This window comes from Pseudarthrobacter sp. S9, from assembly GCF_050156545.1.
Lineage (GTDB): Bacteria > Actinomycetota > Actinomycetes > Actinomycetales > Micrococcaceae > Arthrobacter.
Genome location: NZ_CP189576.1, coordinates 58636 through 80185 on the forward strand (window position 1 = coordinate 58636; position 21550 = coordinate 80185).

Genomic DNA, 21550 nt, shown 5'->3' on the forward strand with positions numbered 1-21550 from the left:
AAAGGCCAACCGTGGCCCCCCGGACGGCTGGCACGGGTAACAGTTGCCAACATGACCCCCCGCACTGCGTGCGGACTCGAAGGGTTGGACCGTCAGCGGCCTGATGGCCCGCACTATGCGGGCCATCATCGAAGCGAAGCCGTTGGCAGGACAGAGCTAAGCACGGAATTGCCACTGTTCTCAACCCCGGGAACCACTTTTAATTTGGTTCAAGTACACCTATTGTGTGATTTGTGATCACAAGATAATGTGGTTTGCACAACACTCGGAAGAGAGTTGGGCCACATTAACTGCCCGGGCCCCCGCATCCAGGGAATGGCCGGCAGCCGGGAACCGCGGTCCCACCGCGGCGACTCTTAGGAAGTGCACCTATGCCGAACAGACTTCTCCTGCATGTCGCAGAGAATAAGAAACTTGAAGCCATTGCCACGCGCAACCGGCTGACCCGCCCCATCGTGGACCGGTATGTCGCGGGCCGCGGCTTGGACGAAGCCTGGACTGCGACGAAGGCCCTCAACCGGGCTGGTATCGACGTAAGCCTGGACCTTTTGGGCGAGTCGGTACACCACCTTGCCCAGTCCAAAGCGGCCACCCAGGAATACCAGGGCGCCATCGAGAATATTCGAAACCAGGCCCCGGGCTCGACCGTCTCGGTGAAGCTCTCGCAGCTTGGCATCATGATCGACCCCCAGGAGTGTGCGAACAACCTGAAGGCGCTCCTGAACGCTGCCACCACCCACGGGGCGACCGTTGAGGTGGATATGGAGCACAGCTCGGTGGGCCGGGAAACCCTCGCCATCTACAAGAGCATCCTGCCGGACCATCCCAACACCCGGCTGGCCATCCAGGCCAACATGCGCCAAACGCCCGAGGACCTCTTGTCCTTCACGGACATCAAGCCCCGGATCCGTCTTGTCAAAGGCGCCTTTGACGAATCCTCGTCCGCTGCACTGTGCGATGCGGACGAGGTCACCGAGCAATACAAGTATCTTTCCCGCTGGGCGCTTCAGCACCTGCCGGACCCGGCCTTCGGAACCCACGACGACACCTGCATCGGTGTCGTCAAGGAAACCGCAGCCGAGCTTGGACTGGACAAGCGGGACTTCGAATTCCAGATGCTGTACGGAGTCCGGAGGAAGTTGCAGGATGAGTTGGTCCGCGACGGATACCGCGTCCGCGTGTACCTCCCCTACGGAACGCAGTGGTACCCGTACCTGATGCGCCGCATGGCGGAGAAACCAGCCAACCTGCTGCTCTTCCTTCGCTCCCTCATCGGAGGCTGATCTGGAATGACGTAAGCTGAGATGTGATCAAATATCACGTTTACCGCAGTGCAGCTAGAAACGGAGATGTCCATGAGCCTTCAAATGACCGGTCCAGTCACCCCCACGTTGGTGGCTGACCAGGTGTACGAGGTCCTGGAGAACGCCGTACTGACTGGAACTTTGGAATCCGGGTCGCCCCTCCGGGTCCGCGACCTGGCGGCCATGGTGGGCACCAGCGTCATGCCGGTCCGGGAGGCCATCCGCCGCCTGGAAGAAGCAGGGTTGGCCACCCGCATCCCCCACAAGGGTGCGGTGGTCAGGACGTTCACTGCCACCGAACTGATCCACATCTACGACGTACGGACCATCCTCGAGGTGCAGGCTGCCACCCAGGGAGCCCCCCAGGTCAGCCGAAGCAGCCTGCGGGAGATGGAAGCCACGTGCGGCAGGATGCAGAAGGCCGTTGCCGAAGGGCACATCATTGACGCCTTGGACCTGGACGAGGATGTGCTCCGGACCCTGTACCGGGCCTCGGGCAATCCCGTCCTCGTTAGCACCATCGAACAGCTGTGGCTCCAGTGCCGGCCCTACAAGGTGATCGGCGCAACGGAAGCCCTTGCCAAGAACGACAACACGCTCTGGACTCCGCAACCAGCGTTGGTCCAGGCACTACTCGACGGCGACACCGCCGCCGCCACCGCTATCACCGCGGACTCCCTGGCCAGCGCGCTGCGCCGGCTGGAGCTGCGGCTCGAAACCCAATAACCAACCCGCGGCCCCCGGCCCGGGAACGTCCAAAAGGAGAAACCCAGATAATGTCCACCCAATCTGTCAGCGTTACTGGAAACTTCAAGGTCCCTACGCCCTATAACGAGCCGTCGCGGGAATTCCGTCCCGGCTCACCGGAGGCGGCCTCGGTCAAGAAGATGATCGCCGAGGTCACATCCAGCGTCCGCGACCTGCCCCACGTCATCAACGGAGTACGCTCCATGACCGGCGAGCTGCGCAACGTCACAGCTCCCCACCGCCACTCCCAGGTATTGGGCCGCATCCCCACGGCCGATGAGGCAGTGGTCCAGTCTGCGATCGACGCAGCCCTGGCCGCCCAGCACGACTGGTCCCGGACTCCCTGGTGGGAAAGGGCCGCGATCTTCCTGCGCGCCGGAAACCTGGCCGCCGGCAAGTACCGTGACGAACTGGTAGCCACCACCATGCTCGGGCAGTCCAAGACGTTCCACCAGGCAGAGATCGACGCCGCCAGCGAAGTAGCGGACTTCTTCCGCTACAACGCCCACCTCGCCCAGCAGATCTTCGCTGATCAGCCCGAGTCCCTGCAGGGCGAAGGCAACTCGCTGGACCAGCGCGGCCTGGAAGGCTTCGTCCTGGCCATCACCCCGTTCAACTTCACCGCCATTGCCAGCAACCTTCCCACCACTGCCGCACTCATGGGAAACACCGTTGTCTGGAAGCCCTCCGAGAAGGCGGCCCTCAGCAATGACGTCCTCATGCGGATGTTCGAGGAAGCCGGCGTTCCGCCAGGTGTGATCAACCTCGTCCACGGCTCGGGCCGTGCGATCTCCGACCAGGCGATGAGCCACCCGGACTTTGCGGGCCTGACCTTCACGGGTTCCACGGACGTCTTCCGCAGCCTCTGGAAAAAAGCCGGAGACAACATCGACCAGTACCGCTCCTTCCCCCGCCTGGTAGGCGAAACGGGTGGCAAGAACGCTGTGGTGGCACACCCGAGCGCCGACGCCGATGCCCTGCGCGCTGCCCTGATCCGGAGTGGCTTCGAGTACTCGGGCCAGAAGTGCTCCGCGGCATCACGCACCTACATCCCGCGCAGCATCTGGAACCAAATCAAGGACGAACTCGTCGAGACCGTCAAGTCGCTCCGCGTGGGCGACGTGGCCGAGCACGAGACGTTCCTCGGAGCAGTCATCGACGAAACATCGCTCCGCAAGCTGGAAGGTGCCCTCGAGAAAGCCAAGGCCCTCCCGAGCCACACCCTCCTGGCCGGCGGCAGCGTCCACGCCGAAGAGGGCTGGTTCGTCGAACCCACGATCTTCGAAACCACCGATCCCCACGCGTTCACCATGAGCGAAGAGTTCTTCGGCCCCATCCTGACGGTCTACGTCTACGAGGACAACGAATGGGAGTCCGTCCTGGACCTGGTGGACCAGACCAGCAACTATGCCCTGACCCTGTCCATCTTCGCCAACGACCGTCGCGCCGTCTCGCTTGCCCTGGACAAGCTCCGCAACGCCGCCGGCATGACGTACATCAATGACAAGCCCACCGGCGCCCTCATGGGACAGGTCGCCTTTGGCGGCGGCCGCGGCTCCGGCACCAATGACAAGGCCGGTTCCCGCCTGGCCCTGCAGCGGTGGCTCAGCGGCCGGTTCATCCACGAGAACTTCTCGCCGTCCACCGAATGGCGGCAGCCGTACCTCGCCCAGTAACAAATCTAAGGCCCCACTGACCAAGGCCTCCCGTGACCGGCCGGGTGCGCGTCCGCGCACTCAGCCTCCAACCGCCGTCGGGTCCCTCGCAACGCTCCCAACGGCTCTCCAGCAGCCGCCGCCTGACCATGCTCAGGCGGCGGCTGCTGCCCCCTCCGGCCTTCCACACAGCCACGGAAGTTCTCCCATGAAGAAACGAATCCTCACCCGAAAAGCCATCCCGTCAAGCCAGACCGCGCTGGCGGCATCCCCCAAACGGCGGGACGAACGCGGAACGGCGATGTCCATACTTCTCCTGTTCGCCCGCCACCGGAGCCTCAGCAGCACGCAGATTTCAGGCCTTCTCCGGCTTCCCACATCCACCGTCTACCGGCACCTGCAGACCTTGCTGCAAGCGGGATTCGTGGTGGAAAGCCAGGTCATCGGCCGCTACTCGGCCGGACCTGAAGTGATACGGCTAGCGGACAACTACCACCAGGAGGCTCTGGCACAGGGTTTGGTAAGACAGAGGTTGGAGGAATTGTCGCGCGAAACCGGCGAACTGGCCGCCTACCTGGTGCAGAGCAGCCGCGAAGCCCTCTGCGTAGAATCGGTGGAAAGCACCCACATACTCAGTTGCAGCTACGCTGCCGGACGCTCCCGCCCCCTCTTGAATGGGGCAAGTGCACGAGCCATCCTTGCATTCTTGCCGGATGAGGAAAGCGACGAGATTCTTGCCAGCCATTTCCTGAGCAGGGAAGCAGAGGCCACCATCCGTGCCGACCTCTCAAATATCCGGGAGCGCGGCTACGCAACCAGCTCCGGCGCCCTCGCACCCGGCGTTTGGGGCGTCAGCGCCCCCGTCTTCAGCGAGACAAACAGCCTCGCCGGTGTCGTCACCACCATGGTTCCCCTCGAGCGCGCCGCCACAGAGGATGCACGTTCCCGGTTCATCAACAGCACGCGCCAGACAGCCGCGGACCTCAGCCACGTGGCTGCACCTGCCTGACGCGGGTTGCGGCATTCCTAAGGTCGACGACGGCGATGGCGGCACCGCGGCGAGGGGCGCCGCCGCCGTCAGCGAATCAATTCGTCCTCGCCGGCGAGGCCGTCTGCGGCACCCTCAGAGCTCAGCTGGCGATACCTGTTTGTCCTTGGCGTGCTGCCCGCCCGTTACCTTTTTTATAGCCCGTAGGCTGTGTTGGCCGGTCGGTCCCGGCATGGTTGCTGCCCCCAGTCATCAATGATCCGGGGGGGGTGTTGTCACCGGGAGCGGCTTGGCGGCAGCTGATCGCTGATAGAGGCACGACGACGGGTCCTTCGTAACGTGGATGCCGACTCCTGCCGCCGTTGACCAGCCAGCATACGACAGGGGACGCGCGAACGAGGGAGCGGGTGGTGCAGTGATCTTGGATCAGCAGGACATTGAGGTTTTCATCGGTTTGGACGTCGGGAAATCCGGCCATCATGCCGTGGCCATGGATCGTTCGGGGAAGAAGCTTTTCGACAAGGCGCTGCCGAACGACGAAGCCCGGCTGCGGGAGATCCTTGATTCCCTGTCCGGGCATGGGAAAGTCCTGCTCGTCGTGGATCAGCCGGCCACCATCGGCGCACCGCCTGTCGCGGTGGCCCAGGCCGCTGGCGCAGCGGTTGGCTACCTGCCGGGCCTGGCCATGCGCCGGATCGCGGACCTGCATCCCGGCCAAGCCAAGACCGACGCAGGGACGCGGCGATCATTGCCGAAGCCGCCCGCAGCATGCCGCACACGCTGCGGACTATCGCCCTGGACGATCAGACGCTGGCTGAACTCGCTGTGCTTTGCGGATTCGATGACGACCTCGCCGCCCAGATCACCGCGACATCGAACCGGATCCGTGGCCTGCTGACCCAGATCCACCCAGCCCTGGAGCGGGCCCTTGGCCCGCACCTCGATCATCCGGCTGTGGCAGATCTGCTCACCCGCTATCCGACCCCGGCAGCGCTGAAGACGGCTGGCCGCGGACATGTCCGGGCGCGCTTGAAGAAACAAGCGCCACGCGCTGCCGAACGCCTCACGAAAGCAGTCTTCGCTGCTCTTGCGGAGCAGACCGTCGTGGTCGTGGGCACCAGCGCGGCCGGGATCGTGTTACCCAAGCTCGCCGAACAGTTGCTGGCCCTGCGCCACCAACGGGACGACATCGCCGCCCAGGTCGAGGCCCTGGTGGAGGCCCACCCTCTTCACAAGGTCCTGACCTCGATGCCCGGCGTTGGGTCAGGACCTGCGCCCGAATCCTCACCGAAGTGACCGGCAAACACTTCGCCAGTGCCGCCCACCTTGCTTCCTACGCCGGGATCGCCCCCGTCACAAGACGTTCGGGAACCTCGATCCGCGGCGAGCACACCAGCCGGCGAGGGAACAAGAAACTCAAACGCGCCCTGTTCCTCTCCGCGTTCGCAGCCCTGCACCACCCGCCGTCGAGGGCCTACTACGACCGCAAGCGCACCGAGGGGAAACGCCACAACCAGGCACTCATCGCCTTGGCACGCCGACGCTCAGATGTCCTCTTCGCCATGCTCAGAGACGGCACGCTCTACCAAGACCCCGAACCGAGAACGCTGCCCTCAGCCGCTTGACGAAAACCATAGAGGCACCCCCCATTCCTCATCCGGAGAACCATCAAGGACACCGTGCACGTGACGACACCCGGAATACTCCCTGTGAGGTTATCGAACCCGAATATCCGCTACGCGTCGAGCGCAGTGCGGTTGCGGGGCACCGGCGGGAATTGTAGCCACCGAGGTAGCGACGGCCTGATCCGCGAGCCGACGCTCCCCTCGCGGACGTGCCAGCGCCAGTGTTGCGGAAGGCCCGTGGGCCGGAGATGCGGGCCGGGCTGTCACACGTTATGTGCACCTTGCCTCCAGCCTGGCATTGCCGGGCCTCAGGCAAACTCTTCTCGTCAGCGGAGCACACCTGCTGCGTCCGTTTCCAGGCCGATAAGTTCCTGAACCGTCTGACGGCGTCGTATCAGCGTGGTAATGTCGCCGTCGACGAGAACCTCAGGTACGAGCGGACGGGAGTTGTAGTTTGACGACATGCTGGAGCCGTAGGCGCCGGTGTCATGGAATACAGCCAGGTCGCCAACCCCGGCCTCAGGCAGCTTCATGGTCTGAACTTCGCCTGCCTCGGACTGCGTAAAGACGTCACCGGCCTCGCAGAGCGGCCCGGCGAGCACGACGTCGGAAAGCGGACCCGAGCGCGGGGATCCGTCGGCACCGAGGATTGTCACATGATGCCTACTGCCATACATGGCCGGGCGGCCAAGGTCATTGAAACCAGCGTCGACCAGCAAAAAGTGGTTGTGGGCAACCTGCTTGCTCGCCCTTATTTCGGCGGCAAGCACTCCTGACTGCGCGACAAGGAAACGACCTGGTTCAATTTCGAGTCTGACGCTGTGACCCAAATGGTCGCTGATCTCGCGTCTCGCGGCGTCCCAGACGTTGAAGTACCGTTCCGTGTCCACGGTCGGGTCATCCGGAGCATAGGGAATGGAGAGACCGCCACCGGCCGATATCGCCTCAAGGTCCCGGCCATGCCGTTTGACCTGCTGAACCATGGCGTCGCACACCTGCTCGAGATGGGAGTAATCGACGCCGGAGCCAATGTGCATATGGAAGCCGACCAGTTTCAACCCGTGCCGATCGACGAGGTCCAGGCTTTCTGCGAGATGCTCGTGCCAGATGCCGTGCTTGCTGTGATCGCCACCGGTGTTCGTCTTGCGGCTATGGCCGTGCCCGAATCCGGGGTTGATTCTGAGCCACACAGCGTGGCCGGGCGAGGCCGGTCCCAGCTGTTCCAGCATCTGTGGTGAACCTACATTCACCGGTATCCGTCGCTCAGCAACCAGCTTCAACGCTTCGCGGTCCAGCAGATCCGCCGTGAAGATAATCTGCTCCTCAGCCGTGCCAGGTGTGTATCCGGCGGTCAGGGCCCTTAGGACCTCGCCAGCAGATACCGCGTCCACCAGTACACCCAGCTCCTGCATCAGGCGGAGGATGTGGATGTTTGATCCTGCCTTTTGTGCGTATCGGATGACATCGAAGTTTCGAAGTTGATCAACTTGTGCCCGGATGGTGCCCGCATCGTAGATCCACACAGGAGTTCCAACGCGATCAACGATCCCCGCCACACGGGCTCCGGAAAGGCTTCCGGGAAGCGGCTTAATTGTGGGCTGATTGTGACGTTCGGACATTCGGTCCTCAGGGTTTCAGCACAGGTCGTCGGCCACGTTGCGCTGACGGCTGGGTTCGGGGCTCCAGCAGAAGGGGCAATCCAGCGAAAACTCTCCACCGGTGCAACCTGTCCAGGTGCGCTGGTCGGCCGCTTCCTGCTTCAAGGCTGGAAGTGCGTCGTAGTGCAGGCGCTGCTGGGTGGTTCTTGGGGCTGTCAGCTTCTTCATGGCTGCGGTTTCCTGGTCTTAGTGGCTTTGGACAATTATTGTCCTTGGGGCCCGGCCTCTGTCGGTGATATGGCACTGGGTGCGTGCCGCTACTGCTTACTTGACTTCTCTGGCGTGCTTGGCGCCTATATCCAGTTTAGATATGTGATCACAAATCACGCAATAGTTGGGCTGGAGATTTTTGGATCATGTTTAGTTTTGGAACGGCCTGCGCCCGAATGCAAAAGGCGGTCACCGAACGCCGCGTGTGGGATGCCTTGGATGATGACGAAGACCTGCTCCGCACTCCTGTACTCCGCGGGCCGCAACCCGGTCCTGATGGACGTCATAGAAAATCTCTGGCTTCAGTGCCAGCCCTACAAAGTCATCGGCGCCATGGAAGCAATTCAGCACGACGACGCCAGTCTTTGGACCCCCCAGCCCGCCATTTTGGAAGCCGCCCGGGCAAGGGACGTGAAGGCAGCCACTAAATTGACCAAGCAGTCCTTGGCCAGTGCTCGCCAGCGCCTCGAGAAACGCCTCGTCCCCCAGTAGGCATCATTCACCCGGAGCGGTCTCGTCAGGATCGGACTTTTGTAGGACACTCAAGGTGATGCCACCATCAGTAAACGTAGAGGACCCTTCCCCTCAACAGCTTCCATAAGCGGCTGGCCGTCTATTCAGCCGGCGGTCCCTTCCTTGATGGCTACGTCTTGAGCATCATCGGCGTTGCGCTGGTCCAAGCGACTCCACAACTGGAGCTGACCGTCTACTGGGAAGGCCTGATCGGCGCCTCCGCGCTCGTAGGAATCTTCTTTGGCGGATTCCTCGGCGGATGGCTGACCGATAAGTTCGGACGGCAAACGCTTTACACTCTTGACCTCGCCGCAATCGTCTTGTGTTCAGCGCTACAATTTTGGGTTCAGGACGCGCGTGGATTATTTGTGCTCAGGCTCCTGATAGGCATCGCGGTGGGCGCCGATTACCCGATAGCCACGTCGCTGCTCGTTGAGTTTACTCCTCGAAGATATCGGGGACCCCTAGTGGGCGGCCTGATCGTCATGTGGTTTGTGGGTGCCGCAGTCGCCTACATCGTGGGTGAACTGCTGCTCCAGCAGGACCTGACGGATGGCGGTGGATGCTGGCCAGCGCCACGTTCCCGGCTTTGGTCTTCCTCATCCTCCGGCACGGCACTCCCGAATCACCTCGATGGCTGGCCAACAAAGGGCGTATGGAAGAAGCGAGAGCCGTAGTTGCCCGGGTCTTCGGCGAAGGCGTGAAGCTGGCGAGCTTCGAGTCGGCCGCGGGCGATCGCGTGAGTGCCGGCGTCCTGTTCCGGTCCGGGTACGGCGGCCGTATCTTCTTCATATCCGTCTTCTGGACCTGCTCCATCATTCCTCTGTTCGCGATTTATGCCTTCGCGCCCAGGATCCTCGACGCGCTCGGCCTAGTAGGGACCATGGCCAACTTTGGATCCGCTGCCATCACCGTCCTCTTCCTGTTGAGAACGCTGGTGTTCGTCCTGTTAATCAATCGACTGGGCCGCAGAAAGGTGATCCTCCACAGTTTGTTGTGGTCGGGCCTTGCCCTGCTGGGATTGGGCCTTTTCCCCCAGTCTTCCCCGACCGTCACAATGATTCTTTTTGCAGGATATGCGCTTTTTATTGGAGGAACCCAAATCCTGCAATGGGTGTACCCCAACGAACTCTTTCCGACCGAGGTGCGGGGAACCGCCGTTGGACTCGCATCCTCGCTGAGCCGGATTGGCGCGGCAGCAGGCACCTACCTTGTTCCGCTCTCGCTGACCGAGCTGGGGATCGGAGCGACGATGCTGATCGCCGCGGGCATCACACTGGTCGGCTTCCTCGTAAGCCTTCGGATGGCACCCGAAACTCGAGGACTCGCACTGGAGGAGGCGGCGTCGCTTTAGCTGCTGGGGAGGCTCGCCGAGCCGTGCCCGTGGAGCCCTATCTACCTCGGGCAAGCACCGTCGCCGAAAACCAAAAAACCTGGATCCCCAACAGTCTGCACTCGACACTCGTCTACTCGATGGCTATTCAGGAACGATATGGCGTCCAACTAGGAAGATCTGCCTGCGCCCACAGGCGGACCTTCTCAGTACCTTGACCGATCGACCGAGGACGGGTTCCTATTGCCGCTCCGTTTACAACTTGCCCGTCCTCGCGTCTGCACTGCCCTTAAGGATCGGAGAGTCGCTGCGCCAGTTCTCCGGTTGGACCCTCTCCCAGAGACTTCCCTTGCCGAGGTCTTTGCCCAGCTGGTCTTCCCGCCTGAACCACTGTTCGGCACTCCTGATCCTGTTAGGGTGAATTTCGTCGAGCAGAGCATAATCCCTGGTGATGATTCCGTATTTCCATACATTCCAGAAGCCCGTGAAGTTATCCCGGAAGCTCATGGTGCTTTTGTCGTTGGGATCGGCGTTGTATCCGGCAGGCAGATCCGCAGCGCCGCTCAGCGGACCACCCCAATACGCGTCTAAATCTGTGTCGATGTATTGTGCGGGATGCCCCGTGACCTTCTCGAATGCGGCAGCCATATCGGCATAGGTCATGTGTTCGATAGCGACTTCGAGGTCCATGCCGTTCGCCCGTTCCTGATTGTCGAAAAGCCAGCGAACATAGAACCCGCAATCTTCCAGGGACACGTGGGGAACTGCGCCCTTTCCGAGCGGGACCCGCCACGTGAGAACACCGTCCTCGATATTGGGCGTCATGGGCGTGAGCGGTGAGATCACCATTTCGATGTAAGGACCCGAGGTGAAGACCGCTGCTCCCATTCTGTCCTTGTTCTTCTGGTTCTGGAACAGCACCCATTCGGCTATGCGGCCTTTACCGTCGTAGTGGCCGGTGCGGAACTTGGAGTCGTAGCCGGATTTCTTGAGTGCGTAGTCGAGGTTTCCGTAGACGTAGAACTTGATTCCTTCCTCTATCGCTATCTCATAACTGCGGATGGCCCAGTACATCTCCGTTTTCTCACCGGTATTGAACCCGTCGATGTTGACGTAGGCCCCGTCGCAGCCGCGGAATCCTTCCCGCAGCACATCTTCGTCGGCGAATGACCCTTCGAGGATGGAGACGTTGCCCAGCGCGAGGAGTGCCTGGGCCCTCGGGGAGGTGGCGTCGCGGGTGAGGACCCGAACTTTGTATTTTTTGTCGGCCACAAGACCTTGGACGATGGGCATCCCTTGGGCCCCTGTTCCGCCGATGATGAATATTGTGGGTGTGGTCTGGGAAGACATAGTTTTCGACTCCATAAGTTGAGGACGGACGCGATCAATACGCATTGGGCGGCGTGCTTGAAACCGATCGGTTTCAAGGAGCGTATACCGATCGGTTTTGATACTGCAAATGGTGCCCCACCCGTCACGGACCGATCGGTTTTATTTTCGGCGAAGTTCGCGCTAACCTCGCAGTATGCCCACCGCGACGAATCTGAGTTCCCGAGAGCGACTACTGGAGGCAGCGGCAACGCTTACTTACCGGGACGGTGTGGGGATCGGCATCCAGGCGCTATGCAAGGCGGCCGGCGTGTCCAAGCGCTCGATGTACGAGCTGTTCGACAGCAAGGATGAACTGCTGGCCGCGAGCCTGGAGCAACGCTCCTCCGCCTTCGTAGCGGGGCTCCTGCCTACGGCGGGCGATGGCCGTTCGCCTCGGGAGCGTATCCTGCACGTCTTCCAGCAGGTGGAATTGCAAGCTGGCGCGCCTGAGTTCCAGGGCTGTCGGTACCTGGCAGTGCAGATCGAGCTCAAGGATCAGAGCCACCCTGCAAGCCAGGTGGCTCACCGAGTCAAGGGAAACCTGACAGCTTTTTTCCGCGCTCAGGCTGCCGGGGGTGGTGCGAGTGATCCTGACCTGCTGGCCCGGCAGCTCAGCCTGGTCTTCGACGGCGCCAGCGCGCGGGCGGGCATCGGAGCCGACAATCTGAGAGGGCTCATCTCACCTACCGTCAACATACTGCTCGACGCAGCAGATATGCGTTAGTAATCGCGTTCTCGACCAAGGACTGTGACTTAGTGCCCTCCCAGAATCGAAGGTGCGGGTAGCGCTTCGCACCGATTCATAACCCTGCGGTACACCCACGACTGGAGGGGCCGGACCGTGCGAGTGCTGAGCCGCCTGCCGTCCGACACGGAGACGCCGTGGTTGCATCGGTGCTCGAAGACTTGCCAACTCGCTGGATCGCTCTGGATCCATGACAGGGGCCATCCAGGTTGCAATGACAGGACCGATCGGTTTACGGTAATAAAACCGACCGGTTTCACAAAGTTCGAAGCCAGCTATCACAGCACCTTAGGGTGGGTTCGAACTTGGTCAAATCCCGTTCACCGCTGCAAGTCATTGGAACGCAGCCGAAGAAGTAGCCCTCAATCCAGATTTGCAGGAGATCCTTGTGCTCAGTTCACTCACCCACCGCTTCGTCGACGTAAATGGGGTCCGGCTGCACATTGCCGAGCAGGGCGAAGGCCCGCTGGTGCTGTTACTCCACGGCTGGCCAGAGAGTTGGTACTCCTGGCGTCACCAGTTCGGGGCGCTTGCGGCGGCCGGGTACCGGGTTGTGGCCCCCGACCAGCGCGGTTACGCCCGCAGCGAGCAGCCGGCAGATGTCACGTCATACACGCTGCTCCACCTCGTCGGCGACATGATCGCCCTGATCGAGGAGCTGGGCGAGGAGCAGGCGATCCTCGTGGGGCACGATTGGGGCGCACCCGTTGCCTGGACCGCGGCAATGTTGCGCCCGGACAAGGTCCGCGCCGTGGCCGGGCTCAGTGTCCCGCCGATTCTGCCCGGCGGGATGGTCCCGCCCTCAATCACACGCACCCAATACGGCGAGGGCTTCTACCAGGTTTACTTCCAGCGGCCGGGAGTCGTTGACGCGGAGCTCGCGAAGGACATCCCGGACTCCTTCCGCCGCATCCTCGTCGGTGCCTCAGGTGACAACCCGGACAGCACGGAGCCCCGCCCATTGGTCATACCCGACGGTCTGGGCCTTCTGGACACCATGCCCGAGTCGCCCGCTCTCCCGGACTGGCTGACGGAGGACGATATCCAGGTTTACGCCGAGGACTACGCCCTGCACGGCGAGCAGGCCTTCACCGGAGCCTTCAACTGGTACCGGAACATCGAACGCAACAACGAACTGCTCGCGCCTTTCCGGGGCCTGGGGATCGACGTCCCCGCGCTGTACCTGGTGGGAGACCGCGACATGGTCACCTCCCTAAGCGGCCCAGGCGGGCTGGCCTCGCTGACCGCGCTGGTGCCTCGACTGCACGACCCGGTGGTGCTGCCGGGCTGTGGGCACTGGACTCAGCAGGAGCGTCCCGCCGAGGTCAACGCCGCACTCCTGGACTTCCTCGCCGGCATCGACGGCTCGACGGCCCGATGACACGACGCAGAACCGCCTGGCCGGCAAGACAGTCGCCAAGTACATCCTGGACGCTCTGAACATCTGACCCACCACAACCAGACAACCCCAACCAGACAAAAGGACACAAATGACAGAGCGCAATCCCATCCTGATCACCGGCGCGGCCGGCGAAATCGGTGGTGTGAGCAGGACGATGGTCAACATGCTGATTGAACAAGGGCACCCGGTGCGCGCGTTCGTGCGACAGGACGACGAACGCGCGCACTCGCTCCGCCAGGCCGGGGCCGAGGTCTTCGTCGGTGACCTGCTCAACATCGCCGACGTGACAGCCGCGCTGAAGGGCTGCCGACGCATCTACTTCAGCATGAGCCTGTCGCCGTACTACACCGACGCCGTCAGTCTGATGGCCGCGGCGGCGCGGGCCCAGGGCGACATCGAAGTCTTCGTCAACATCTCCGAGTACGAGCAGTGGTTCATGCCGTTCGAGAAGATGACCGCACCAGTCGAAGAACGGCGTGAGTGGCTCGGCGGACTCGTCACGGATTGGTCGCCGCAGCATCGGGCCCACTGGGTGGCCGAGCAGGTGCTGGACTGGTCCGGTGTGCCGACCGTCAACGTGCGGGCGGCCATCTTCGTAGAGAACCCCATCCTGACCTGGCTGGCGCTGGAGCCGCTGGGCAATGGCGAACTGCGCCTGCCCTTCGGCGCCCAGCGGTTCGCGCCCATCGCCGGTTACGACGTCGCGGAACTATGCACAAAAATCCTCCTCGACCCGGCACCGCACATCTCGAAGTCCTACGAGCTCACCGGTCCGGAACTGAAAGACATGCACGAGTTCGCGGAAGACTACGCAGCCGCGCTGGGACGCCAGGTCACCTACCTTCCCGAAGATGTAGAAACCTGGAACACGAAGTACGTGGACAGTGCCATGGGCGCCCATCCACACATAGCGGAGCACCTGAAGTCCCTGACCCGACTGGTCGCCGGCGGACGCTACGGCGCCGCCGGAGTCAGCGAACAGCTCGAAACCCTGCTCGGGCGCCCGCCAAAGACCATGCGGTGGGCGCTGGAGAACCATCCCCGCATCCGGAAAATGGCATCTGTGAGCCACTGAGCAGTCCAAAGCACAACCAGACCCCCGTATTGGAGTCCCCGGACCAGGGACTCCAATACGGGGCCGGGCTGCGGTTCAGCCGCGCTTCCTCTTCCAGGACCCTGGGACACTATTCTCAGCGGTGCAGTTGTCGCTGTCACCGCCGATGTGGATCCGCCTCCACCGCTCTTGACGACTACGACCTAAGCTTGACAGGGCACCAAGCAGAAGACGCCCAGAGAGCTCATGATCAAAGAACGAATTGCGACCATGCTAATCCGAAAGGAGGGTGTCGTGTCGGCTGAGGAGTTGGCTCTGAATCTGGAGGAAGTTAGTTTTGTAGATCCGCGTGCTGCCCGACTGCGGGATCTGCTGAACAAGGAACTCCTCGCCCTGTACGCCACGACGGAAGAGCCCACCCTTCCGGCCGCCGCCAGGTCTGCATTAAGCGTCCCGGCCGAAGACTTTGTCGCGAATGTCCTCGTGGTCACCTCCTTCGGGCACGCGATAGGGCACGGGGCACTTCGCCTGCTGGACGGGGAGTGGGAAGTCAAGCGTGTCATCGTTGACCCCGCAGCGCGTGGCCTCGGAGCCGCGACTCAACTCATGGCCGGACTGGAGCAAATCGCCGCCGCGGCTGGCGCCAGGCGGGTCATACTTCAAACCGGCGGCAAACAACCAGAAGCAGAAGCCCTCTACCGAAAGATCGGCTACAAGCAAATACCGGTGTATCCGCCCTACAACACGGCCATACCGTCGTCAGTCTGCTTCGAGAAGGAACTTGAGGCTTGAGTCCCAGCAACCTCAACGGAGCTCGCTTTCAAGCGCGTCACCGGTAGAAATTAGCCCGCGCACAGTCTGAAACTGTAGGATTCGGTGTCGTTGCAACTCACGCGCCAGCTAGACGCAGGGCCAAACCTTCCCGGAGGTGGTCAATGACAGCGGTGATGCGTCTGGGGGTCTGCGAGGTTGCCGAATAGAGGGCATGGATGTCGGCGTGCGGGGTGGGGACGTGCTGAAGGACCTGGCGGAGCGTCCCTGCGCGGATCAGTGGATCGACGTGCCAGCTCGAGCGCATGATTAGGCCCAAGCCCTGGGCGCACCAGCCGGTGACGACGTCTCCGTCGTCGCTGACCATGTTTCCGATGACGCGTACGTACTGCTGCTGGTTTTCGGCGCCGAATCGCCATAGCGCGTAGTCGGCGTTGTTTTCGCGCAGCACGATGCAATTGTGACGCTCCAGGTCCTCGACAGTCTCCAGCGGTGGCCTGTTGTCCAAGTACTGCGGAGCCGCGCAAGCGATTCTCCGGTTCCGTGCGAGCAGTTTGGCCTTGAGCCTCGAATCCTCCAGCGCGCCGACGCGGATGGCAATGTCGAAATTCGTGCCGGAAATGTTCAGCGGAAGGGCGGAGAGTTCCAGATCGATGTGAATCTGGGGATGTTGCAGCATGAATTCACCGAGCAGCGGTGCGATGTGGGTTCGCCCGATTCCGAGTGTGGAGTGGACGGTGATCCTGCCTTTAAGTTCGCCGTGCTGGTGTGAGACGAGGTCTTCGAGGTCGGCCTTTTGTTGCAGGATCGCGAGTGCCCCGGCGGCGTAGCGGTGTCCTTCCTCGGTCAGCGTCAACCGACGGGTGCTGCGTCTGATCAGCGTCACGCCCAGGCGGGCTTCCAGCGCTGAGAGGCGTTTGCTGACCGAAGCCACTCCTTTACCCCAGGTCCTCGCCGCTTCGGTGAGGCTTTGCGAGCGGGCGATCTGCTCAAAGAACTCCAGGTCGTCTATCTGGTAGAGGTCCATGATCGATTCTTTCTTTTGAGGAAAAATTGCATTGTCTCACAGCCCGTTAATTGTGGGCTTTTTGTTTCGTACGCTTGTGTGACTGGAAGCACAGCCGGAACCAAAGGCCCTCTGAGGACACGGCTCGATTCGGGACAACGGCGTTCACACGAGAGAAGGACCATCATCATGACCAGGACACACCGCATCGCAGTCATCGCCGGAGATGGCATCGGCCAGGAAGTCGTGCCGGAGGGCCTGCGGGCCCTGGAATCAGCCTCCGAGGCGTTCGACTTCAAGCTGGAAACCACCCAGTTCGACTACGCGAATGCCGACTACTACCTCAAGCACGGCAAGATGCTGCCGGACAACTGGTTTGAGGAACTGAGCACTTTCGACGCGATTTTCTTCGGCGCCGTGGGCTGGCCGGACGTCGTCCCGGACCACGTCTCGCTCTGGGGCAGCCTGCTCCAGTTCCGCCGCGGTTTCGACCAGTACGTCAGCCTCCGCCCGGTAAAGCTGCTGGCAGGAATGGACAGCCCCCTGGCCGGCCGCGTGCCCGGGGACGTGGACTTCTACGTCGTGCGGGAGAACACGGAGGGCGAATACTCCAGCATCGGTGGAAAAATCTTCGAAGGCACTGACCGTGAAACGGTGATCCAGGAAACCGTCATGACCCGCACCGGTGTTGACCGGATCCTGAAGTACGCCTTCGACCTTGCGCAGAGCCGGCCGAAGAAGCACCTCACGTCCGCGACAAAGAGCAACGGCATTTCCATCTCGATGCCCTATTGGGATGAGCGCGTGGAGCAGATGGCCAAAGGCTTCACTGACCTGAAGGTCGACAAGTACCACATCGATATTTTGACGGCTAACTTCGTGATGCACCCGGACTGGTTCGACGTCGTGGTCGCCAGCAACCTGTTCGGCGACATCCTCTCGGACCTAGGCCCGGCCTGCACGGGGACCATCGGCATCGCCCCGAGCGGGAACATCAACCCCGAACGCAAGTTCCCCAGCCTTTTCGAACCGGTCCACGGCTCCGCGCCGGACATCGCCGGCAAGGGCATCGCGAACCCGGTCGGCCAGATCTGGAGTGCTTCGATGATGCTCGAACACCTCGGCGAACGAGGGGCCGCGGCAGTTGTCCAGCAAGGTTTCGAAAACGTCTTGGCACGCGGCGGCAAGCGCATCCTCACCCCGGATCTGGGCGGCGAAGCCACCACGGAAATCCTGGGCAAGACTGTCGCCGAAGAGATCACGGCCGTGGCCCTGACCGCAACGGACCACTGAAATGACCGTTACCCCAGTCGAAGACCGGCTCCGCGTCAGTGGAGCAGGTCTCTCGGTGCTCATCGCGCCGGACAAGTTCAAAGGCTCCTTGACCGCATCCCAGGTGGCCCGGGCCATCGCCCATGGCCTCCGCAAGGAACAGCCTGGACTGAATGTGATCGAATTGCCGGTCGCCGACGGGGGCGACGGGACCCTAAATGCTTTTCTCGCCAGCGGATACGTCGCGCATCCGATTTCCGTGACCGGACCGGATAGCGATTTCCAGCCCTCGACCCTGGCTCTCAAGGACGGCACGGCCGTGATCGAGACCGCACTGACCTCAGGCCTGGCCATGCGCGGTGACCGGCCCTTGTCACCGTTGAGCGCCACCAGCCGGGGTGTCGGCGACGCCATCCTGGCAGCGCTCGACGCCGGCGCGCACCGGATCATCATTGGCCTCGGCGGCAGCGCCTGCACCGACGGAGGAGCCGGGATGCTCCAGGCACTCGGTGTGTCCCTCCGCGACGGATCAGGTGCCATCCTGTACCCGGGCGGAATCAGTCTGCTTGACCTTCATACCGTGGACCTCTCCCGGCTTGATCCACGCGTTTACGAGACCGAGATCATCCTGGCCACCGACGTCACTAACCCGCTATGCGGCCCGGACGGCGCCGCCGCCGTCTACGGCCCGCAAAAGGGCGCCAGCAGCGAGGACGTCACCGTCCTTGACCGGGCGCTTGGCCATTTCGCCTCTCTTGTCGCCCCCGAAGCCGCGCACCTTCCCGGTGCCGGTGCCGCGGGCGACATCGGCTACGCCGCGCTGGCGGTGCTCGGCGCCACGGCCCGCCCGGGAATCGAACTGATCATGGAACTGCTGGACTTCGAATCCCATCTGGCCGGCGCGGACCTCGTCATCACCGGCGAAGGCCGCCTGGACGATCAGTCCTTCCACGGCAAAGCACCGATGGGCGTGCTGATGGCAGCAGCCCGGCACAACATCCCCACCATCGCCGTATGCGGGTCCAGCCAGCTCACGCCGGCACCCCGTCACCCGGACTTCGACACCATTCACGCGATCACGGACATAGCACCGGATATTGCCGCGGCCATCCGCAACGCTGAACCGCTGCTCGAACGCCTCGCAGCACAAATCACGGTCCGGAAGCGATCCGCCCGCTCCGCGAACTAACGGACAAGACACCTATCACCCGGGCAGCGACGCCCACCCTCCCAATGAAGCGAGAAACCACTATGAGCACCACCACAGAAAGCAAGGAAGCACCAACGCGCGTCCCCCGGTTCCAGCTGGGCGGAGTGCCACTGATTGTCCCGGTCATCATGGCCGGCATCGTCATCACCGCCGGCGCCCTCGACGCGGTCCCCGCCAACATGATCGGCGGCCTGGCAATCATCACAGCCTTCGGCATGCTGCTCGGCCCGCTGGGCAATCGGCTCCCGGTTATCTCCAAGATCGGCGGCGGTGCCCTGGTCTGCCTGATGGTCCCGTCCCTGCTCGTCTACTTCGGCGTCTTCAACGCCAACATGCTCGAAGCAACCACGGCCCTGATGAAGGAAGCCAACTTCCTCTACTTCGTCATCTGCACCCTGGTCGTCGGCAGCATCCTTGGCATGCACCGGACCATGATGCTCCGGGCCCTGGTCCGCATCTTCCCACCCCTCGTCGCCGGAACGGCCGCGGCCGTAGCCGCCGGCATCGGCGTCGCCATGCTCTTTGGCTACAGCTTCGAACGCGCCCTGTTCTACATCGTGGTCCCCATCATCGGCGGCGGTATTGGAGAAGGCGTCATTCCCCTCTCCGCCGCCTACGCCAACGCTCTGGGCGGAACGCCCAAGGACTTCATCGCGCAGCTGATCCCGGCCGCTGTCATCGGCAACATCGTCGCCATCATCCTCGCCGGCATGCTCCGCCGCCTAGGTGAACGCAAAGCCCACCTCGACGGCGGCGGCATGCTCGTCAAGCCCAAGAAGGGCTCCAACGACGCCGAGATCTTTGAAGCTGCGCACCACGACACCGTCCAGGCCAACCCGAACTACGCCATGGGCATCCTGCTCATCTGCGGCATGTTCGTCCTGGCCAGCCTCGCCGAACCCTTCCTCCACCTGCCCGCACCGGTGCTGGTCATCGTCTTCTCCGTCATCCTCAAAGTCGCAGGCATCGTCCCGGCCAGCGTCGAAGGCTCCGCCCGCGCCGTCTACGCCATCGTCTCCAAGCACCTGATCTACCCGACGATGATCGGACTCGGGATGCTCTACGTGCCGATGGCCGACGTCATCAGCGTCCTCTCCATCGGCTACGTCGTCACCTGCATGGCAGTAGTCATCACCATGGCCCTCGTAGGCTTCTACGTCGGCAAGGCGCTGGGCATGTACCCGGTGGACGCCTCCCTCGTTACCGTCTGCCACAGCGGCCTCGGCGGCACCGGCGACGTCGCCATCCTCTCCGCATCCAACCGTATGAACCTCATGCCCTTCGCCCAGATCTCAACCCGCATCGGCGGAGTCACCACCGTGATCTCCGCGGCGTCCCTCATCCACCTCACGGCCAGCTAAACGGCTCAACTCCAGGCACACCACGCAGCGGGGCGGAACCAATCACCGGTTACGCCCCGCTGCACGGCTATATGAAAGCGATACACCATTGGGCAGAACGCAAGAAGCCCCAGCACAGCCCGCCGGCTACGGATACCCACGCTCATCCATCGCTGACTGGCGGGAACTCACCGCTGGCGACGACGTGGTACTGCTAAGCCCGGAACGGGGAGGAACCCCGTTCGCCGGACGCGTCGATGCCGTTTCAGCTGACGGTTCCCTCATCTGGCTTCGGCAGGGTGGGTGTGAGGGGCGCCGCCTGTTCCACCGTCAGGACGGATACAAAACCCTTGTTGACACCAGACCGAGGCCGCCCCTTGGGGACTCGGACTGAGAAGAGGGCGGCTTGCACGGAATTCCCCGGCGCGGGCGGGACCTTTCTTTGCGCCGAAGCCGAAAGCGAGCAGACCCGGACGGACCAGTACTGGTATGAGCTGTCGTCCTGCTGTTGTGGCATGAAATGAGCACTAACTGCTCGCCAAGGAGGGCGGCATTGTTGAGCATTCTGCACGACGGCCCGTCTACAGGAAGATTTCCTCGAACTCCTAACAGGTCTATATGCCCGCAAGCATGCAGTCGCAGCATGTTCGCATGAGGCGCGCTCAGCGCTGCTTGTCTGTTGCGGGTGTTGCTGGTACTTCAGGCACGGGCAGAGCGTAGTTTCACCGTGGCAAGGATCAGGGTGGCTTGCACGAAATCCCTGGTCTGGGCGACGTTGCCGCTGGTGGTGCTGGATGCTTCAGGCGCGGTGGTGCGCAGTTTCACGGTCGCTGAGGCCAGGTCAGGATGCCGGGGACCACCACGAACAGTGCCGGAGCATCCAGACGAACACCCACTGCCCCGAACAGCGCGGCCACCAGCAGGAGGGACCCCGTCCAGTCCCGAACGGACACGGCCTGGCCGGTTTCGAGTGCGGAGCGCCGGGCGCCGGCCAGGTCGCCGGCCGGGTCGATGGCCGGGTCGCCGGCAAAGTCCGACCAGGCCGCGGTGGCGCGCAGGAGCAGGACGGCGGCCCCGGCAGCGAGAATCAGGGTGACAGGCAGCACGACTTCCCGGCCGGGCAGCTGCCCCATCCAAGCGAGCAAAAGGGTAAGGACAATCACGACGGCGGCCACCGCCGTCGTGATTCCCAGCTTCCGGCTGCCCGGCAGGGCAGCCTTGAACGTGCTCCAGAGGCTGCGGACGGAATCGTCCCGGCCGGAGAGGTGCCGTTCCAGATGGGCGACCGCCGCCGCATACGCGGCGGGGATCGTCACCAGCGGAATGGACAGCATTGGCCTTCCGGC

General features: G+C 62.7%; 18 protein-coding genes and 2 pseudogenes. 15 read left to right on the forward strand and 5 right to left on the reverse strand.

Annotated elements, in window-relative coordinates; translation table 11 throughout:
• Positions 1–371: 371 nt before the first annotated feature.
• The 5 genes and pseudogenes from ACQCSY_RS00305 (at position 372) to ACQCSY_RS00325 (ending at position 6319) form a co-directional block, all read left to right on the forward strand.
• On the forward strand, positions 372–1283 hold the full coding sequence (locus tag ACQCSY_RS00305; RefSeq protein ID WP_427132196.1) for a proline dehydrogenase family protein: 912 nt from the start codon (positions 372–374) through the stop codon (positions 1281–1283).
• A gap of 72 nt (positions 1284–1355) precedes the next feature.
• A complete protein-coding gene (locus ACQCSY_RS00310) occupies positions 1356–2030 on the forward strand; it encodes a GntR family transcriptional regulator (RefSeq protein ID WP_427132198.1) in 675 nt (224 codons plus the stop codon).
• 50 nt (positions 2031–2080) lie between these two features.
• A complete protein-coding gene (gene pruA / locus ACQCSY_RS00315) occupies positions 2081–3727 on the forward strand; it encodes an L-glutamate gamma-semialdehyde dehydrogenase (protein WP_427132237.1) in 1647 nt (548 codons plus the stop codon).
• 187 nt (positions 3728–3914) lie between these two features.
• The gene (locus ACQCSY_RS00320) at positions 3915–4715 is read left to right on the forward strand and encodes an IclR family transcriptional regulator (protein WP_427132200.1); all 801 of its coding nucleotides are present in this window, start codon (positions 3915–3917) and stop codon (positions 4713–4715) included.
• 397 nt (positions 4716–5112) lie between these two features.
• A pseudogene (locus tag ACQCSY_RS00325) lies at positions 5113–6319 on the forward strand (IS110 family transposase).
• Between the two features lie 326 nt (positions 6320–6645).
• On the opposite strand, the gene lysA reads toward ACQCSY_RS00325, so the two are convergent.
• Together lysA and ACQCSY_RS00335 are read right to left on the reverse strand one after the other, a co-directional pair.
• A complete protein-coding gene (lysA, locus tag ACQCSY_RS00330; protein ID WP_427132239.1) occupies positions 6646–7938 on the reverse strand; it encodes a diaminopimelate decarboxylase in 1293 nt (430 codons plus the stop codon).
• 15 nt (positions 7939–7953) lie between these two features.
• The gene (locus ACQCSY_RS00335; RefSeq protein WP_111907055.1) at positions 7954–8145 is read right to left on the reverse strand and encodes a hypothetical protein; all 192 of its coding nucleotides are present in this window, start codon (positions 8143–8145) and stop codon (positions 7954–7956) included.
• A 261-nt stretch (positions 8146–8406) separates the two neighbouring features.
• On the opposite strand from ACQCSY_RS00335, the gene ACQCSY_RS00340 reads away from it, so the two are divergent.
• The 3 genes from ACQCSY_RS00340 (at position 8407) to ACQCSY_RS00350 (ending at position 10054) form a co-directional block, all read left to right on the forward strand.
• Entirely contained in the window at positions 8407–8679 is a 273-nt protein-coding gene (locus ACQCSY_RS00340; protein WP_427132241.1) for an FCD domain-containing protein, read from the forward strand.
• Positions 8680–8792: 113 nt separating this feature from the next.
• Positions 8793–9377, forward strand: coding sequence for an MFS transporter (locus ACQCSY_RS00345; RefSeq protein ID WP_427136014.1), 585 nt, complete (start codon positions 8793–8795; stop codon positions 9375–9377).
• A complete protein-coding gene (locus ACQCSY_RS00350) occupies positions 9263–10054 on the forward strand; it encodes an MFS transporter (RefSeq protein ID WP_427132243.1) in 792 nt (263 codons plus the stop codon). Before ACQCSY_RS00345 ends, ACQCSY_RS00350 begins: the two co-directional genes overlap by 115 nt.
• 234 nt (positions 10055–10288) lie before the next feature.
• Here the strand turns inward: ACQCSY_RS00350 and ACQCSY_RS00355 are convergent, their stop codons facing one another.
• The gene (locus ACQCSY_RS00355; protein ID WP_427132245.1) at positions 10289–11383 is read right to left on the reverse strand and encodes an NmrA family NAD(P)-binding protein; all 1095 of its coding nucleotides are present in this window, start codon (positions 11381–11383) and stop codon (positions 10289–10291) included.
• Between the two features lie 175 nt (positions 11384–11558).
• Between ACQCSY_RS00355 and ACQCSY_RS00360 the strand changes: the two genes are divergently transcribed.
• The 4 genes from ACQCSY_RS00360 to ACQCSY_RS00375 all read left to right on the forward strand — a co-directional run bounded on the left by ACQCSY_RS00360 (position 11559) and on the right by ACQCSY_RS00375 (position 15397).
• Positions 11559–12128, forward strand: coding sequence for a TetR/AcrR family transcriptional regulator (locus ACQCSY_RS00360; protein ID WP_427132247.1), 570 nt, complete (start codon positions 11559–11561; stop codon positions 12126–12128).
• 409 nt (positions 12129–12537) lie between these two features.
• Complete coding sequence (locus tag ACQCSY_RS00365; RefSeq protein ID WP_427132249.1) at positions 12538–13530, forward strand: alpha/beta fold hydrolase; 993 nt, start codon at positions 12538–12540, stop codon at positions 13528–13530.
• 109 nt (positions 13531–13639) lie between these two features.
• Entirely contained in the window at positions 13640–14626 is a 987-nt protein-coding gene (locus tag ACQCSY_RS00370; protein WP_427132250.1) for an NAD(P)H-binding protein, read from the forward strand.
• A gap of 273 nt (positions 14627–14899) precedes the next feature.
• Complete coding sequence (locus tag ACQCSY_RS00375) at positions 14900–15397, forward strand: GNAT family N-acetyltransferase (RefSeq protein WP_427132252.1); 498 nt, start codon at positions 14900–14902, stop codon at positions 15395–15397.
• A 97-nt stretch (positions 15398–15494) separates the two neighbouring features.
• On the opposite strand, the gene ACQCSY_RS00380 is transcribed toward ACQCSY_RS00375, so the two are convergent.
• A complete protein-coding gene (locus ACQCSY_RS00380; protein WP_427132253.1) occupies positions 15495–16403 on the reverse strand; it encodes a LysR family transcriptional regulator in 909 nt (302 codons plus the stop codon).
• Positions 16404–16571: 168 nt separating this feature from the next.
• Here ACQCSY_RS00380 and ACQCSY_RS00385 point away from each other — a divergent pair, with 168 nt between their 5' ends.
• The 3 genes from ACQCSY_RS00385 (at position 16572) to ACQCSY_RS00395 (ending at position 20225) form a co-directional block, all read left to right on the forward strand.
• A complete protein-coding gene (locus tag ACQCSY_RS00385) occupies positions 16572–17675 on the forward strand; it encodes a tartrate dehydrogenase (protein ID WP_427132255.1) in 1104 nt (367 codons plus the stop codon).
• Position 17676: 1 nt separating this feature from the next.
• The gene (locus ACQCSY_RS00390) at positions 17677–18843 is read left to right on the forward strand and encodes a glycerate kinase (protein WP_427132256.1); all 1167 of its coding nucleotides are present in this window, start codon (positions 17677–17679) and stop codon (positions 18841–18843) included.
• A gap of 62 nt (positions 18844–18905) precedes the next feature.
• Complete coding sequence (locus tag ACQCSY_RS00395; protein WP_427132258.1) at positions 18906–20225, forward strand: 2-hydroxycarboxylate transporter family protein; 1320 nt, start codon at positions 18906–18908, stop codon at positions 20223–20225.
• Between the two features lie 789 nt (positions 20226–21014).
• On the opposite strand, the pseudogene ACQCSY_RS00400 reads toward ACQCSY_RS00395, so the two are convergent.
• Positions 21015–21538, reverse strand: a pseudogene (locus ACQCSY_RS00400) (Poxvirus protein I5); the annotation flags it as partial.
• Positions 21539–21550: the final 12 nt, after the last annotated feature.